At 42.6% G+C, this 17,922-nt stretch carries 10 protein-coding genes; 3 read left to right on the top strand and 7 right to left on the bottom strand.

From position 1 onward, the window contains the following. Nucleotides 1-117: 117 nt before the first annotated feature. Nucleotides 118-8,238, bottom strand: coding sequence for an isopeptide-forming domain-containing fimbrial protein (locus tag ABXS78_RS02975; protein WP_366248851.1), 8,121 nt, complete (start codon nt 8,236-8,238; stop codon nt 118-120). Nucleotides 8,239-8,811: 573 nt separating this feature from the next. Here ABXS78_RS02975 and fbp point away from each other — a divergent pair. Continuing rightward, nucleotides 8,812-10,743 carry a fructose-1,6-bisphosphatase gene (gene fbp / locus ABXS78_RS02970; RefSeq protein WP_366248850.1) on the top strand — a complete coding sequence of 644 codons (1,932 nt, stop codon included), beginning with the start codon at nt 8,812-8,814 and terminating at the stop codon, nt 10,741-10,743. A 98-nt stretch (nt 10,744-10,841) separates the two neighbouring features. Here fbp and ABXS78_RS02965 read toward each other — a convergent pair whose 3' ends face one another. The 6 genes from ABXS78_RS02965 to ABXS78_RS02940 form a co-directional block, all read right to left on the bottom strand. Next, entirely contained in the window at nt 10,842-11,063 is a 222-nt protein-coding gene (locus ABXS78_RS02965) for a hypothetical protein (protein WP_366248849.1), read from the bottom strand. Between the two features lie 97 nt (nt 11,064-11,160). Then, a complete protein-coding gene (locus ABXS78_RS02960) occupies nt 11,161-12,057 on the bottom strand; it encodes an AraC family transcriptional regulator (protein WP_366248848.1) in 897 nt (298 codons plus the stop codon). Nucleotides 12,058-12,150: 93 nt separating this feature from the next. Continuing rightward, nucleotides 12,151-12,981, bottom strand: coding sequence for a carbohydrate ABC transporter permease (locus tag ABXS78_RS02955; protein ID WP_366248847.1), 831 nt, complete (start codon nt 12,979-12,981; stop codon nt 12,151-12,153). Further along, on the bottom strand, nt 12,981-13,895 hold the full coding sequence (locus ABXS78_RS02950) for a sugar ABC transporter permease (protein ID WP_366248846.1): 915 nt from the start codon (nt 13,893-13,895) through the stop codon (nt 12,981-12,983). Before ABXS78_RS02950 ends, ABXS78_RS02955 begins: the two co-directional genes overlap by 1 nt. A gap of 51 nt (nt 13,896-13,946) precedes the next feature. Continuing rightward, entirely contained in the window at nt 13,947-15,194 is a 1,248-nt protein-coding gene (locus ABXS78_RS02945) for an extracellular solute-binding protein (RefSeq protein ID WP_366248844.1), read from the bottom strand. 78 nt (nt 15,195-15,272) lie between these two features. Then, nucleotides 15,273-16,604: an alpha-glucosidase/alpha-galactosidase gene (locus ABXS78_RS02940; protein ID WP_366248843.1), complete on the bottom strand. Its 1,332-nt coding sequence runs from the start codon at nt 16,602-16,604 to the stop codon at nt 15,273-15,275. A 266-nt stretch (nt 16,605-16,870) separates the two neighbouring features. On the opposite strand from ABXS78_RS02940, the gene ABXS78_RS02935 reads away from it, so the two are divergent. After that, nucleotides 16,871-17,290: a MarR family transcriptional regulator gene (locus ABXS78_RS02935; protein ID WP_366248842.1), complete on the top strand. Its 420-nt coding sequence runs from the start codon at nt 16,871-16,873 to the stop codon at nt 17,288-17,290. 15 nt (nt 17,291-17,305) lie between these two features. Next, the gene (locus ABXS78_RS02930) at nt 17,306-17,695 is read left to right on the top strand and encodes a rhodanese-like domain-containing protein (RefSeq protein WP_366248841.1); all 390 of its coding nucleotides are present in this window, start codon (nt 17,306-17,308) and stop codon (nt 17,693-17,695) included. The last annotated feature ends 227 nt before the right edge of the window (nt 17,696-17,922 follow it).

The raw sequence follows: 17,922 nt of genomic DNA, 5'->3' as shown, positions 1-17,922 counted from the left end.
TTGAACGACCTTTCGCTTGATTCCTCACATCTATAAATAGAAAAGTATCTCATTTAAGATTTAACGAAAAAAAGGAGTACAGAATTTACATTCTGTACTCCAATAAAATTTAGTGAACTAGTTATTTGCTTTTCGGTTGAGTACGAACCGAATTGACAACCCAATTACCAATAAAACAATCCCTGCTATTAACAGATTAAAAATATTTGACGCAGTCTTAGGTAAATGTTGACCTTCCTCTGCAACTGGATTAGTATTGAATATTTCACTAGGTTTGCCCGCGTTTGGCGTTGAAGTTGTATCATTGCCATTTGGTTTGTTTGGTCCATCTGTGTTGGTTGGTCCATCTGTATTACTCGGTTCATCTGGTGTTTCAGTTATTTCATTGTGAATATCTATTAGTTTATTTGGCTTATCTGGGGTATCTATATTGTCTGCAGATACAGTAGCAACGTTTTCAATGTGCTTACCAGCATAACCAGATTCGATTTTCGCTTGGAACGTCACGGTATGCCATTCGGTGTCCGTTACATCTCCGAAGCTGGCTGTTACTTTTCCATCCTCAAAGCTTGCCTTACCGCCTTCACTCGTTTCTAGACTTCCGTCCACAAAGCTTAGGCCTTCCGGCAGTTCATCGGTGATCACGAAGTTCTCTACCAGACTATCGGAAACCGTATTACGGGATTTGATTGTATACACAATCGTATCTCCTGATTCATATGCTTCCTTGTCTGCATCTAGATTCTTCGCTGTTTTTTCGGATTCCAGTTTTGGATCCTTTGGATCAACCGTCACATCTGTTTTTGGCTCATCCGGTGTTTCGATGTTGCCTCCTGTTACGGAAGCCACGTTTTCGATTTTCTTGCCAGACTGGCCAGATTCGATTTTCGCTTGGAACGTCACGGTACGCCATTCGGTATCCGTTACATCTCCGAAGCTTGCTGTGATTTTTCCATCTTCGAAGCTTGCCTTACCGCCATCACTCATTTCCAGACTTCCGTCCACGAAGCTTAGGCCTTCCGGCAACTCATCGTTGATCACGAAGTTTTCTACCAGACTATCAGAAACCGTGTTGCGGGATTGGATTGTATATACAACCATGTCGCCCACTTCATATGCTTCCTTGTCTGCATCTAGATTCTTCGCTGTTTTTTCGGATTCCAATTTTGGATCTTTTGGATCAACCGTCACATCTGTTTTTGGCTCATCCGGTGTTTCGATGTTGCCTCCTGTTACGGAAGCCACGTTTTCGATTTTCTTACCAGACTGGCCAGATTCGATTTTCGCTTGGAACGTCACGGTACGCCATTCGGTGTCCGTTACATATCCGAAGCTGGCTGTTACTTTTCCATCCTCAAAGCTTGCCTTGCCGCCTTCACTCGTTTCCAGACTTCCATCCACGAAGCTTAAGCCTTCCGGCAGCTCATCGTTGATCACGAAGTTTTCTACCAGACTATCAGAAACCGTGTTGCGGGATTTGATTGTATATACAACCATGTCGCCCACTTCATATGCTTCCTTGTCTGCATCTAGATTCTTCGCTGTTTTTTCGGATTCCAATTTTGGATCTTTTGGATCAACCGTCACATCTGTTTTTGGCTCATCCGGTGTTCCGATGTTGCCTCCTGTTACGGAAGCCACGTTTTCGATTTTCTTGCCAGACTGGCCGGATTCAATCTTCGCTTGGAACGTCACGGTACGCCATTCAGTGTCCGTTACATCTCCGAAGCTTGCTGTGATTTTTCCATCTTCGAAGCTTGCCTTACCGCCATCACTCATTTCCAGACTTCCGTCCACGAAGCTTAGGCCTTCCGGCAACTCATCGTTGATCACGAAGTTTTCTACCAGACTATCAGAAACCGTGTTGCGGGATTGGATTGTATATACAACCGTGTCGCCTGCTTCATACACTTCTTTGTCTGGATCTAGGTTCGCAGCGGTTTTCTCGGATTCGAGAACTGGTACACGCGGATAAACCTTCACTTCTTCTTCTGGTTTATCAGGCGTTTCAAGATTATCTCCAGATACTGTTGCCACGTTCTGGATATCCTTCCCGGCTTGGCCGGTTAGGACGGTTACTTGGAACTCCACTGTGTGCCATTCCGTATCGGTGATATCACCGAACGCACCAAGGATGTCGCCATCCACTGCCTGTCCTTTGTCCTCATCTGCTGCATCTGTTACTTCTTCGCCGTCTACTTTCAACGTATCCGCAACATATTCCAATCCTTCCGGAACTGTATCTGTGATGTTCAGATTCTGGATCAGGCTGTCTTCGATGGTATTACGCGTCTGAATCTTATACGTTAGGGTATCTCCCACTTCCGCATGTTCTGCATCCGTGTTCCCTTCCCCTTTTTCAACTATACTGAATGATTTGTCGGATTCTAGTTTTGGATCCTTCGGATCAACTGTGATATCCGTCTTCGGTTCATCCGGTCTATCTATGTTGCTGCCTGTTACGGATGCAACGTTCTCGATTTTCTTGCTGGACTGGCCGGATTCAATCTTCGCCTGGAACGTCACGGTACGCCATTCGGTATCTGCGACATCACCGAAGTTGGCAGTGACTTTACCATCTTCGAAGCTTCCACTTCCTCCGTCACTCACTTCCAGGCTTCCGTCCACAAAACTTAGGCCTTCCGGCAGTTCATCGGAGATCACGAAGTTTTCTACTAAACTATCAGAAACCGTGTTGCGGGATTTGATTGTATATACAATCGTGTCGCCCACTTCATAGCCTTCTTTATCTGCATCTAGGTTTGCTGCTGTTTTCTCGGATTCTAGAACTGGTACACGCGGATAAACCTTCACTTCTTCTTCTGGTTTATCAGGCGTTTCGAGATTATCTCCAGATACTGTGGCCACGTTCTGGATATCCTTCCCGGCCTGGCCGGATAGTACGGTTACTTGGAACTCCACTGTGTGCCACTCCGTATCGGAGATATCACCAAACGTACCAAGGATGTCGCCATCCACTGCCTGTCCTTTATCTTCATCCTCTTCATCCGTCACTGCTTCGCCGTCTACTTTCAGCGAATCCGCAACATATTCCAATCCTTCCGGAACTGTATCTGTGATGTTCAGATTCTGGATCAAGCTGTCTTCGATGGTATTACGTGTTTGGATCTTATACGTTAGGGTATCTCCCACTTCCGCATGCTCTGCATCCGTGTTCCCTTCCCCTTTTTCAACTATACTGAATGATTTATCGGACTCTGTTACAGGATCCTTCGGATCAACTGTGATATCCGTCTTCGGTTCATCCGGTTTATCTATGTTGCTGCCTGTTACTGTCGCGATGTTCTCAATCTTATTACCGGACTGGCCGGATTCGATCTTCGCCTGGAACGTCACGGTGCGCCACCCAGTATCCGGTACATTACCGAAATTAGCAGTGACTGTGCCATTAACTGCATTACCAATACCGTTATCACTTACGATCAGACTTCCATCTACATATGTCAGCCCTGCTGGAATGACATCAGAGATCATAAGATTCTCAGCCAGACTATCGGATACTGTATTCCGTGTCTGGATGGTGTACACAACTGTATCTCCCACTTCGAACACTTCTTTTTCAGGATCTAGGTTCGCAGCGGTTTTATTGGATTCTAGAACGGGTATACGTGGGTATACCTTGACTACTTCTTCCGGTTTGTCCGGTGTGTCGAGGTTGTCCCCAGATACAGTGGCCACATTCTGAATATCCTTGCTTGCCTGTCCCGGCATTACTTTCACTTGGAATTCAACTGTGTGCCACTCCGTATCGGTGACATCTCCAAACGTACCAAGAATGTCGCCATTCACTGCCTGTCCTTTATCTTCATCCTCTTCATCCGTCACTGCTTCGCCGTCTACTTTCAACGTTCCTGCACTGTATTCCAATCCTTCCGGAATAGTATCAGAGATATTCAGATTCTGGATTAGACTGTCTTCGATGGTATTACGCGTCTGAATCTTGTATGTTAGGGTATCGCCCACTTCCGCATGTTCTGCATCCGTGTTCCCTTCCCCTTTTTCAGCAATGCTGAATGATTTGTCTGACTCTGTTATTGGATCCTTCGGATCAACTGTGATATCCGTCTTCGGCTCATCCGGTGTATCTATGTTGCTGCCTGTTACGGCTGCGACGTTTTCAATCCTCTTGCCGGACTGGCCGGATTCAATCTTCGCCTGGAACGTCACGGTACGCCATTCGGTATCTGCGACATCGCCGAAGTTGGCAGTGAATTTACCATCTTCGAAGCTTCCGCTTCCTCCGTCACTCACTTCCAGGCTTCCGTCCACAACGCTTAAGCCTTCTGGTAATTCATCGGAAATCACGAAGTCCTCTACCAAACTGTCCGAAACAGGGTTCCGGGCTTTTATCGTATAGACGACTGTGTCGCCCACTTCATACCCGTCTTTGTCTGCATCTAGGTTGGCCGCTGTTTTCTCGGATTCTAGATCCGGTATACGCGGATATACGTTGACTTCTTCTTCTGGCTTATCCGGTGTTTCCAGATTATCCCCGGCTACAGTTGCCACATTCTGAATATCCTTGCTTGCCTGTCCCGGCAGTACTTTCACTTGGAATTCCACTGTGTGCCATTCCGTATCGGTGACATCTCCAAACGTACCAAGAATGTCGCCATTCACTGCTTGTCCTTTATCTTCGTCTTCTTCATCCGTCACCGCTTCTCCGTCTACTTTCAACGTATCCGCAATGTATTCCAATCCTTCTGGAATGGTATCGGTGATATTCAGATTCTGAATCAAGCTGTCTTCAATGGTATTACGTGTCTGGATCTTATACGTTAGGGTATCGCCCACTTCTGCATGTTCCGCGTCCGTGTTCCCATCGGCTTTTGCAGCTATGCTGAATGATTTGTCAGACTCTGTCACAGGATCCTTATAGCCAATCGGCGTATTCACTTCATTGGATTCTGTCGTTTTTGATTCGTTTGTAAGTAAGTTTTGGTACTGAATATTTGCTTTGTTGGCAACGGTCTTGCCTACATGGCTGGACAGTGCTTTGACTTTGAATTGTACGGTGATGCCGTCCGATGCGTTTGTCGTGTTCTGTACATCACCGAGCTCGACTCTTACCTTATTCCCGTCGAACACACCAGCATCATCATCATCCGCATCTGTCAGGCTTACTGTATCGGAACCATTAACGAGCTTCATAGATCCTGGTACATATTCCGTTCCTTCCGGAATGGCATCTTCAAAGACTGTATCTGCGGCAATGTCTCCGCCGTTATTTTTTGTCGTCACTTCGTACGTTAATTCGTCACCAGCATTTACCTGGCCCTCTGGAGCTACAGTTTTTTCCGCTACTACACATGCACTGGTCCCAAGAAAGATATCGTCTAAGAAGTTACCAACTCCAATGCTTCCATTGGCCGAGCTTAAGGCTTCAAAGCCAAAACGTGTAACGGTTTGACCTGCAGGGACTGTATAAGATCCCGTATATGTCCCCCATGCTGTGTTGCCATCTGACATTTGTTCAATGATAGCCGTGTCGTAGGGATCATCCGTTGCAGCTCCTATACGCAGCTGCATGGTATCTACCCCAGCACGTCCCATATGAGATAATCGCCAATAAAGCGTTTGTCCAGGAGTTGTCTCCACATCCTGGTATAGCATCCCATTTTCATAGGCATTTAACTCTGCGTATCTGACACCTTCGGGAGGTTTAGGGAAGTTCTTCGACCCTCCGCCAGGATAGCCAGTTTCATAGTTCCAGATTTCAATGACTTTATCTCCTGTTGGGGATCCATCGTCGGTTGTTGACCACCCCGGAACTTCAGATTCATCAAAGTAGATAGGACCATATGCACCTTCTCTAGGTCCTTGTTCAAAACTACCATTAATCAATGCTACTGGTGCAGCACAGGCATCCGGGAATTCCGGATTTTCCAATATGTTGGTGGTAACCTCGTTGGATTCTGTCGTTTCTTCTTCGTTTGCCAGTAAGTTTTGGTACTGGATATTTGCTTTGTTGGCAATGGTCTCGCCTGCATGGCTGGACAGTGCTTTGACTTTGAATTGTACGGTGATGCCATCCGGTGCGTTTGTCGTGTTCTGTACGTCACCAAGCTCGACTCTTACCTTACTTCCATCGAACACGCCTGCATCATCATCGTCCTCATCTGTCAGGCTCACTGTATCGGAACCATTTACGAGCTTCATAGATCCTGGAACATATTCCGTTCCTTCTGGAATGGCATCCTCAAATACAGCATCCGCCGCAACGTCTCCGCCAGTATTTTTTGTCGTCACTTCGTACGTTAATTCGTCTCCTTCAAAAACATCACCTTCAGGAGCAATGGATTTTTCCGCCACGATACATGGTTCTGTTCCCAAGAAGATATCGTCTAATAGATTACCCCAAAGTGGTAAATTCTGTGCGGAGCTTACAGAATTAAAAGCAAATCTTGTTGTTGTCTGACCTGCTGGTACTTTATAGGAACCAGAATAATATTTCCATTCAGTATTTCCAGTAGTTATTTCCTGAATTACTGGTAAATCCTCTGCTGGAATTTCTGCTGAACCTATTTGTACAGCCATTGTATCCTCACCTAATCCACCTCTATGGGCTAAGCGCCAATAAATTGTTTGTCCGGGATTAGTCTCAACATCTTGATATAATGCAGATACTTGATTGGCGTTCAATTCAGCGTATTGATCTCCATCAGGTGGGTTAACCTTCGTCCCATTATAGGGATACTCTGAATTCATAATTTGAATAAAATCATCAGAGGCATTTGTTTCCCAACCTGGAACTTCATCCTCGTAAAAATACATCCATGCGTGCTCTGCTCCTGGAGAACCTGTATCCCCTGGATTTCTTGCAGTGGGTTCTTCAAAACCACCATTAATCAATGCTACTGGCGCAGCACAGGCATCTGGAATTTCTGGATTCGGGTTGTCTGGAATTTCTGGATTCGGATTCTCGACAACCTCGACAGTATTACTTGGTTCCTGTGGATCAATATTGTCCCCACTCACAGTAGCAGTATTCTGGATGGTACTACCGGCTTGGCCGGTCTGGACTTTCACCTGGAACTCAACTTTATGCCACTCTGTATCGGTGACATCGCCGAATTGACCAATGATATCTCTATCACTTACCTGTCCACCATCATCGCCCGCAGCATCAGAAACTGCCTGTCCATCCAGCTTCAAACTTCCAGATATATATTCTAATCCATCCGGAATTGAGTCCTTGATGCTTAAGTTTGTGATAGGAGAGTTCTCGACAGTATTTCGAGCCTGGATAACATATGAAAGCGTATCTCCAACTTCCGGATGTTCCGCATCCGTATTTCCATCGGCTTTTTCTGCGATGCTAGATGTCTTCTCCGATTCCAATATAGGGCTATCTGGGCTAGGGTTGAAAGAAGGGGTTACACCAGACGCCAAGTCTGAAATGATGGGCCCTGTCATGGCACCTAGATAGGTAGCTTTAACCGTATCCTTATCAAGTAAATATAAGGTTGGGTTGGTATTGCCGGCTACCATTAATATTTGTCCGCTGGGCAGGAAGCTCAATCCCCTGGCACCGAATTCTATTGGATCGTCCGAGGTGATTTCCACTTCTTTTAAAACTGTGTAGGTGTTGGGATCAATTTGTAATAAATCGGTCACTCCACCACCTAGAGCACGGCTAACCCATATATAACCTTCGTTATCTACGAGTAAATCACCGCCCCAACTGGCAGAATCTCCATTACTGTAGGAACCTTTAATTTCTGCGGAAGTTAGTTCCTTCGTATTCAAATCGTAAGAGCCAATATAGTATTTTCCATTGACTCCGTAATTATAGAGATATTTCGTACCATCCGCTGAGATAGCTGCATTTGCTGCAGCACTTGTTAATGTAGTAACAAGCTGGCTCGAACCATCTGGGTTGATAGTATAAAGGTTCTGCCCATAATTCACATAAAAAACACCATTGTTTTTATCAACTGCTAAGCCGTTCAATATCTTCCCAGCTAGTTCGCCTGTTACTGTAAGACTAGCTTTAGGCGTAGAGCTCGGCTGTGTTCCATCAAATTGATAGATGATTCCATTAGTAGTTGAACCATAAGAATCAGTATCATTGATGGTAAAAGTTTCTGCAGCATAAACAGAATAATTAGAAAAATACGGCATTACTCCATTGATTGCTAATAGCATAATCATAGCGCCAATCAAAATCTTGTTAAAAAACTCTCTTATGCTAGTAGATGACATGTTATTTTTCACTCTGTACCTCCTCTTTAATTTGATTACATCAGATAGCAGAAAATGACAAAGATGTATAAACTTCGATGCAAAAGTATTTTACTACATAAAGTAGTATCTAAAATACATATATTTGCCTCTTCGTGAAATAGATAGTATATTACCGAAAATATGGAATATCATTTCTTGTTAAACAGGTAAATATCCCCATGATTCAAAAGCACTATAGACATTTCCAGATAGATTATTAGTGCTTTCCGACGGCTCTGTAAAGGGAAAAAAGCGAAGTGGAACAGATGGCTAACATTTTTATGTTAGTTTGAATATTCTTCCGGATGCCCGTAATTAAGACATTCTCATATATGAGCCCTAATTTTATCTAACAACAAACATTTTATATTTCAAAAATATGAACTGCCAATCTTATCCTGTTTCACAGCTTAGTCAGAAAGGGAAAAATAAGATACTATCAATTATGTAACTATTAAAATTCGATACAATAGCACAAATTCCACCTATACTTGCAAATTTATTTTATAATAGAAGAAGTAAAATTATGTAAAAGTTAGTAATTCTGAAAGGAGATACATAATCTTGAACACCAAATACTTAGACTTACTAGCTCAGAAATATGACACGGAAGAAAAAGTAGTCACTGAAATCATCAATCTAAAAGCAATTCTCAATCTCCCTAAGGGTACGGAGCACTTTGTCAGTGACTTACATGGAGAATATCAAGCCTTCCAGCATGTGCTGCGAAACGGCTCTGGAAGAGTAAAAGAAAAAATCAGAGATATCTTCAGCGGCGTTATCTTTGAAAAAGAAATCGATGAGCTGGCTACTTTGGTTTATTATCCAGAAGAGAAACTGCAAATCATTAAAAATGACTTTAATCAGGAAGAAGATCTAAACGAGTGGTACAAAAAGACGATCAAACGAATGATTAAGCTCATCTCGTATGCCTCTTCCAAATATACACGCTCGAAACTGCGCAAGGCGTTACCTAATCAATTTGCTTATATTATTGAAGAACTTCTATATAAAACAGAGGAATCCGGAAATAAGGAGCAATATTATCACGAGATTCTCGAGCAAGTTATCTCGCTAGGACAAGCTGACAAGCTTATTACAGGACTTGCCTACAGTACGCATCAGCTGGTAGTGGATCATCTGCATGTCGTTGGTGATATTTATGACCGAGGACCTGAACCGGATAAAATCATGGAAGAACTTATCAACTATCACTCTGTAGATATACAATGGGGGAATCATGATGTGCTCTGGATAGGCGCCTTTGCCGGATCAAAGGTTTGCCTGGCGAATATCCTTCGTATTTGTGCGCGCTATGACAACTTGGACATTATCGAAGATGTGTATGGCATCAACCTGCGCCCGCTGTTGAATCTGGCAGAGAAGTATTATGACGATAACCCTGCGTTTCGTCCTAAAACGCAAGCAGATAAGAAAACATCTGAAGAAGAAATTATACAAATAACTAAAATGCATCAGGCCATTTCCATGATTCAATTCAAGCTGGAAAGCCCAATTATCAAAAGAAGAAAGTTTTTTAATATGGAAGAACGATTGCTGCTTGAGAAAATCGATTTTGACTCAAATGAGATTACATTGAATGGCAAAGCTTACCCATTAGAAAATACATGCTTCTCCACAATCAATCCTAAGCAGCCTGACATGCTGCTGGAAGAAGAACAGCAAGTGATCGACAAGCTGCTATTCTCTGTGCAGCATTCCGAAAAGCTGGCTCGTCATATGAACTTCCTTATGAGGAAAGGCAGTCTTTATCTGCGATATAACGGCAACCTATTGATTCATGGATGCATACCGGTAGATGAAAATGGCAACATGGAGAAAATGGAGATTGATGGTAAGAGCTACGCAGGCCGCGAGCTGCTGGATAGATTCGAGCAATATCTTCGTCACTCATTTGCTCATCCAGAAGAAACAGATGACTTGGCAACCGATATGGTCTGGTACTTATGGACAGGTGAATACTCTTCTCTTTTCGGTAAAAGAGCGATGACAACCTTTGAGCGTTATTTTATCAGCGATAAAGTGACCCATAAAGAAATCAAAAACCATTATTACCACCTGCGAGAAAACGAGGAAACCTGCGAAAAGATCCTGATAGAATTTGATCTAGATCCGGAGCATGGCCACATCATTAATGGTCATACACCTGTAAAAGAGATTGAAGGAGAAAATCCGATCAAAGCGAACGGGAAAATCATCGTTATCGATGGCGGATTCTCCAAAGCCTATCAATCGAAAACAGGCATCGCCGGATACACATTATTGTATAACTCCTACGGCATGAAGCTCGTCGCCCATAAGCATTTCAACTCCAAGAACGAAGTGCTGCATGACGGTACGGATGTATTATCCGTTAAGCGATTGGTCGATAAAGAACTGGAGCGGAAAAAGGTTCTGGAGACGAATGTTGGAGAGGAATTATGCCAGGAGATTAATATTCTTAAGGATTTGATGGAATATCGGTATATGAAGTAAGACATGATTCAAAGGCCCCTATTGGACATAGGGGCCTTTGATATTCCAAAATTAATGACCGTTTATACAATTAATCACTCCAAATAGAGATCCACTTCTCAAAGTGTAAAAACGTTAAATTTAGTAAGTAATAGATATGCAGTATAAAGCATTATACAAGTAGATAGAAAAGAAGCTAGCTTATTAGGAACTCTTAATAACTTAAAAAGTATAATTAATATTATTCCTACCCCTAGCAACGCTCCCATAAAAATCCCCAGTCTACCAGCCATCTCATTAATTATAGAATTATCAACACTTGAAAAATCCAATTTATCCATAAAACCCCTCCGCTCTATCTATCGGCTGAATTTAATGGTTCTTTAACTTTTCTACCTTTAGCTACACTTTGAGTTCATTAGATTTTCAACATATTATCTAATCAATAATCAAATGATCAATCTTCGATGCATCCTTGCTCCTTCTGAACTTACCGGCAGACATCCCCACTGCTTTCCGGAAGACTTTATTAAAATAATTAGCGTTTGCGTAGCCTACTTTCACTGCGATTTCATTCACAGAATAAGTTGTCGCAAGCAGGAGATCGGCTGCTTTCTGCACTCTGATCTTGGTTAAATACTGAATTGGCGTCATATGCAGCTCATTCTGAAACTGCTTCAGAAAGTAATAACGTGAGTAGCCAGAAACAGCTGCAATATCATTCAGTGTAAGTGGGTCAGCATATTGTGTTTGGATATAGGAGAGTGTTTTAGCGATTTGGAAAGAAAGATCGTTTGGTGATTTTTCGATGTTTCTAATAAACCGGTACACTTCCATCATAAACTCATAGGCTTTTGCCGAGGCATGATAGACATCGGTAATCTTCTGATCTGCCGTATCCTGATAAATACGAAACAACAGATGAATCAATTTTGAATCAGGAGAAATTTTTAACACAGAACCGCTTTGCGCTTTAGCAAATCTCCAGCATTCGGCTGCTTTGCTGCCTACTAAAGTAATAAAAATGAATTCCCATCCGTCACTGTCCTTTGGCAGATAATAACGATGATCACTTGGTATTTCCACCATAAATGCTTCTCCTGGCTCCAACGTGTAGGTAGTTCCTTCAAGCTGAATTTGTCCTGTTCCTGATAATGTATATTGGAATACGTAAGTTCCTACGTCCTCTCGCTGCATTCCGTACCAATCATAATCAGCGCCAGGCACTTTTTTATCTTTTCCAAGCAGTAAAATGTTTGCCATCTCATTAAAGAGTGCGTCGTAAAAGTGAAAACCATATACACCGTACCCTTCCTCACGCCGATTAACAGACATAATCCTCCTCCGATCTAACAATAAATACAAACAAAGCGACTGGAAAATAGCCGCTTTAACTTTGCTTGCTTATGCTTTTGATAAGACTCTTCCTTACCCTTTGACACTTCCCGCTGCAAGTCCTTCAATAAAGAAGCGCTGCAGGAACAGAAACAAGAAAACCATTGGCAGCGATGCAATCAGTGCAGCTGCTCCCACAAGGCCGAGCTGGCTGGTGTTTTGCCCGAAGAAGCTTGACAGGGCTACAGTCAATGTATGCATATCGGAATCTTGTAAGAAGAAAATAGCAAATTGATAGTCGTTCCAAATATATACACAGGACAGGATTAATACTGTTGCCGTAATTGGCTTCAGCAGCGGGAAGACTACGCGAAAGAAGATTCCAATCGTGCTGGCACCATCCATTTTCGCGGCTTCCTCCAATTCTTTCGGTACTGTGGAACGAATAAACCCTGCGTACAGGAAGATGGTTAATGGTAAAAATGCGGCCACGTTATTGAGTACTGCAACCAGGCGTGTATTCATAAGACCAACGTCTACGACGAGCTGATACAACGGAACAAGTGCTGTCAGCGGCGGGATGACCATCACTGCAACAAACAGCATATACACATACTTATTCAGCCTTGTTTGGCGTCTTGCCAGCGCATAGGCTGCCAAGGAACCGAACAATATGAGCATTGCTGCCGCAAAGAAGGTAATGACAAAGGTATTCATGAACGCATTAGACAAATTCGCCTGTTCCCAAGCATTTGTAAAGTTTTCGAAGCTAAAGTAATCCGGGAATAGCCATTTTGATGAAAAATCGCCGGCTCGTTTAAACGAGGTTGTTAATAAAATGTAGTAAGGAATTAAGTGGAGCAAAGTTATCACTAAAGCCACAGCTGTTAAAAACCATTTGGCTCTTTTAGACACTTGATTCATTATGCTTCCACCTCTTTTCGTTTTAAGTAGAGAAGTGCTCCCAAACTAAGCACTAGGATAATCAGTGCCATTAATACCCCTTGCGTTGCTGCGTAACCAGCATCCTGCCGCGCAAAATAAAGGGAATACATAAATGTCGACATCGATTGAGAGGCATTTCCCGGCCCGCCATTTGTCAGCGAGACAATTACATCGAATAATTTCAATCCACCAATAATGTTGATGACCACATTGATGGTGATCGCAGGTGCCAGCAATGGCAGCGTGATATTTTTGAATTTAGACCAGCTTGACGCACCATCTATATTCGCTGCTTCATAATATTCCTTGGAAATACTCTGCAAACCCGCTAGATAGATGATCATCGCAACACCTACAAACTGAAATGTATTAACGAAAACGATAATGTATGGGTTCACCTCTGGGTTCCCAAGCGCATTGACTGGATTCAAACCAAGCCAGTTATAAATATCGTTCAGCGCTCCTCCTTGATAGGCAAAGAAGAAGTACCAGATGTAACCCATAACAAGCGGGCTGATAATAACAGGTAAGTAAATGATCGTGCGCGTTAAGGTCCGTACCTTCAGTTGTTGATTAAGCAATAATGCATAGCCCAGCCCGATAATATTTTGCAGTAATGTACTCCCAATTCCGTACAGCAGGGTGTTCTTTACAACAAGCCATGTGTCCGGATCTGCAAACATTCGCTTATATTGCTCAAGCCCAATATAATCATAGACTTGTGAAAATCCATTCCAATTCGTTAATGATATTCGGATGCCATCTAAAAAGGGATACACAATAAAAAGCAGGACGAGCAAGACACTTGGCAGGTACATCCACCAAAGAGAGGATTCTTTTCTGCGTTTTTTCGTTTTTTTCGCTTGTGCAGTCGATGATAAAGGCTGATCCATTCTCTTCATCTCCTTTTAGTAAACAAAGGGAGCATCCGCTCCCCCGGTTTGTTATTTCACTAAGCGACTATATTCTTCGCTCATTTTCTTTGATACTTGTTCCGGTGTCATTGCTCCTGAGATAAGCTCCTGACCTGTTGCTCCCATTGGATCCCACATTCCGCTCGGCAAGTAAGCACGGTCAAAATAAGGCTCAATCCGTGTACCTTCATACTGGCTGTAGAAATCAGCAAAATAATTCTCAGCATCAACATTCGTTAACGCATCTGGCAGTGACGTTCCTTCTGCAAACTTTTTCGCGACTTCCGGCTGTGCGATATATTCGATGAATTTCTTGGCTTCTTCCTTATGCTCAGAGTCCTTTGAAATAGCTAAAGTAAAGCGTTCGCCGCCAATCCAGCTTGGCTTATCGTCTTCATGTATAGCAGGAACCGGCATCGTGCCCAGCTGTACTTCTGGGTTTAGCTCGGATACCTCACGTCCAATCGAACCACTCATCATAATAAATGCCACTTTGTTCTGAGCGAGCAGCTCCGCAACCTGTGTAATCTGAGCGGTAACCGCATCCTTATTAAGCAATCCTTTATCATTCATCTCTTTCAGCTTTTCCGGCAAATACGTGTAATTTGACCAGTCAAAGGATCCATCTAATAATGCATCACCATGACTGTTGGAAGGTGACGTAATTAACAGCGGCGTGGCGAACTGGTCAAAGTACTGACCAAATTGACTCTTGTCGGAACCTCCCAGCCAGAAAGGTACAACCTCTCCGTTACTCTTTTCTTTCACTGTTTCAAGCGCCGTCATGAACTCATCAAACGTTTCAGGCGGCTCGATTCCATACTCATCCAACAGATTTTTGTTGTAGGTCAGCCCATCCAGTGCTTGGTTTATTGGGTAAGCATTCAGCTTTCCAGTCTCATCTGTTAAAATATCCGCCATCGCTTCATCCAGATTTTCTGTCCATTCCATATCACTTAGATCCTCGGTATATTCGGCATACCGAGTAGTTGACCAGCCATGTGTATCAAATAAATCTGGCATATCGTTTGCGGCCATTTTAACGCGTGCCATTTCCTCATACCCATCAGTCGGATACGTATCTTCAATATCGATATCCGGATTTTCTTCTTCAAATTCAGTTACGATTTCCTTGAAGATTTCTTGGTCTGCCTTATTCGTTGCTGTTGACATGAGCGTTAATTTTGTTTGTCCATCACCGCTGGCGCCGTTTCCACACGCTGAAAGTACAAGAGCCGCTGATAAAGAAACTAGAAGCAATGTCATTTTCTTATTCATGATATCCCTCACATTTCTATTTTTGATAGACCACAACTAATTAAAGCGCTTACATTGATGTTCAGAAACTAACAGCCTTTAATTTCTAAGGCTGACCGTTTCCTCTTCAGAATAATACACGGGAAGCATCTCCCCATGTGCCTCAATCAAATCATCACACATGCTGATGATGTCCTCCATGGAAAGCTCAGCAGCGGTGTGCGGATCAAGCAAAGCAGCTTGGTAGATTTTTTCTTTTGATTTCGTTATGGCAGCTTCAATAGTCAGGAGCTGCGTATTAATATTCGTGCGGTTTAAAGCAGCCAGCTGTTCCGGCAATTCGCCCATATATGCTGGTGTAATTCCATTTCGATTCGCTATACAAGGCACTTCGACAACGGCTTTTTCAGGTAAGTTGCTAATCAGCCCTCCCGTATTCACGACATTTCCGCCAAATACAAACGGTTCATTTGTTTCCATGGCTTCAATGATCCGCGACCCATATTCTCGAGAACGCTTATGGGTTAAACCTTGATTGTTCATCAGCTCGCTTTTGATTTTCTGCCAATTGTTAATCTGTGCCTCACAGCGACGGGGATACTCATCCAGCGGAATATTTAAATGATCTATCAATTCCGGATACTTATCTTTGATAAAATACGGATGGTATTCCGCATTATGCTCCGAGGATTCCGTCACGTAATAGCCGAATTTGTCCATTAACTCATAGCGAACCATATCATGATGCTTTTCTTTTTGTTTTGCTTTAGCACGCTTTTTGATCTCAGGGTACAAGTCCTTGCCATTTGATTTGATCTCAAGCAGCCAAGCCATATGGTTGATACCAGCAATCCGCTCCTCAATATTCTCATGCGGGATATTCAAATCCTTCAGCAGGTCCCTCGTACATACCTGTACACTATGACATAACCCAACCATTTTCACTTTCGTATAGCGGGAAACTGCACCAGTAAGAGAGGCCATCGGATTCGTGTAATTTAACAGCCACGCATCAGGACAGACTTCCTCGATATCCTTGGCTATATCCAGCATAACCGGAATCGTCCGCAGCGACCGGAAGATACCACCTATCCCAACCGTATCGGCAATCGTCTGCCGGAGCCCATACTTCTTCGGGATTTCAAAGTCAATCACAGTACTTGGCTTATAGCCGCCCACCTGAATGGCATTTATAACGTAACTTGCATCCTTTAATGCTTCTTTGCGATTTGTATACGTATTGATGGTGACATCTGCCTGCAAAGAAAGCTTTAAGGCGTTTAACAGCAGCTCCGACTCCTCTAACCGCTCCTCATTGATATCGAATAAAGCAAATTCAAATTCCTGCAGTGCAGGTGACAACATGCAGTCTCCCAGTACATTCTTTGTGAAAATTGTACTTCCTGCTCCAATAAACGTAATTTTTTTCATTTGACAACCTCCTGGATAATCAACGGATTCCATGTTGAGATTATTACTTTAGTCGATAATATAGCGCTTTCACTCCAGGAGGCAATGGTAAATAAAATCGAAAAAAGGGTAAAATATTGCTTTCTATATTTCTTGATACTTTTCACAATGTTTCCATCGATCTCGTGCAATGCATAATACACATTTTCTTTAACAATTGCTTTTTATAAATTAATCAGTTAAACTGATTATATAATTAACTGATTAATTATCGGAGGTGAGTAACAATGAATAAATGGAATCAATCTTATGGCTTCTTACTTGGGAAGGTTTTGCAGCAAATGGAAAATAAATTTGCAGAAGGTCTTGTCCCCTTCCACATTAATGCCAGACAATATGGTGTTCTTTTATATGTGCAGGAAAACCCTTATACCGCGCAAAAAGATATTTCAGAAAATCTCCAAATCGATCGTACAACAATGGTTAGTCATATTGATCACTTGGAAGGGTTGGGATTCGTGGAACGGACAAGAAATCCGAATGATAGAAGATCCTATAGTCTTCTCATTACGGAAAAAGGCAACGAGGTTTTAACTTCGCGCTGGGAATTCCTGACTGATATAGAATCAGAAGTTTTAAACCCTTTAAACCAGCAGGAAAGACAATTATTGAAAGATTATCTCATTAAAATTTGGAAGTCATTATAAAAGGAGAGTATATAAATGAATGCACTAGAATATTTCAATGCACGTCTGGAAGCTACAATAAGCCCAATGGATTACATGAGATCAAATCAAGCCAATCCGGAAAAATACTTTCTAATCGATGTACGGAATGGTCCAGAACATCTAAGGAATGTAACGATCCAGGGTACTGCTGTAATCCCTGAACAAGAAATAGTAAACCGTATAAATGAAATACCAAAAGATAAAGAAATCATACTTTTTTGCTGGGATGTATGGTGTAATACAGCGGCCAAAGCAGCAAAATCGCTACTTGAGAAAGGATATAATGTGAAGGAATTAACCGGAGGAATTGCTGCCTGGAAGGAAATGAACTTTCCCGTCACAACAGCGGTCCAAGATAATGTAGCTGATAATTGCGGATGTTAAAGAAAAAAGGCTAATTCATAGAAATAGAAAATGGAAAAAATAAAGGAGATATGCGTGCAAAATTCATTGAGACACTTTTCTTGCCTTTCCTCGATTTTGCAGCTATATCTCCCTATTCCCTCAATATACTTTGATTTCTCCCCTTCTGCATTCCTATCTTTATTAGTTAAACCTTATATAGAAGCCTATGTCCTATCTCAGGAAATCTACTGATATTATTTCACATA

This window comes from Terribacillus aidingensis, from assembly GCF_040703035.1.
GTDB lineage: Bacteria > Bacillota > Bacilli > Bacillales > Amphibacillaceae > Terribacillus.
This window is presented reverse-complemented; position numbering and strand designations above follow the sequence as displayed.

Bases quoted from the DNA above. Each gene is read 5' to 3' on its own strand.
- ABXS78_RS02930 (WP_366248841.1), top strand. From the start codon at position 17,306: ATGAATGCACTAGAATATTTCAATGCACGTCTGGAAGCTACAATAAGC.
- ABXS78_RS02935 (WP_366248842.1), top strand. From the start codon at position 16,871: ATGAATAAATGGAATCAATCTTATGGCTTCTTACTTGGGAAGGTTTTG.
- ABXS78_RS02960 (WP_366248848.1), bottom strand. From the start codon at position 12,057: ATGTCTGTTAATCGGCGTGAGGAAGGGTACGGTGTATATGGTTTTCAC.
- ABXS78_RS02950 (WP_366248846.1), bottom strand. From the start codon at position 13,895: ATGGATCAGCCTTTATCATCGACTGCACAAGCGAAAAAAACGAAAAAA.
- ABXS78_RS02940 (WP_366248843.1), bottom strand. From the start codon at position 16,604: ATGAAAAAAATTACGTTTATTGGAGCAGGAAGTACAATTTTCACAAAG.
- ABXS78_RS02955 (WP_366248847.1), bottom strand. From the start codon at position 12,981: ATGAATCAAGTGTCTAAAAGAGCCAAATGGTTTTTAACAGCTGTGGCT.
- ABXS78_RS02965 (WP_366248849.1), bottom strand. From the start codon at position 11,063: ATGGATAAATTGGATTTTTCAAGTGTTGATAATTCTATAATTAATGAG.
- ABXS78_RS02945 (WP_366248844.1), bottom strand. From the start codon at position 15,194: ATGAATAAGAAAATGACATTGCTTCTAGTTTCTTTATCAGCGGCTCTT.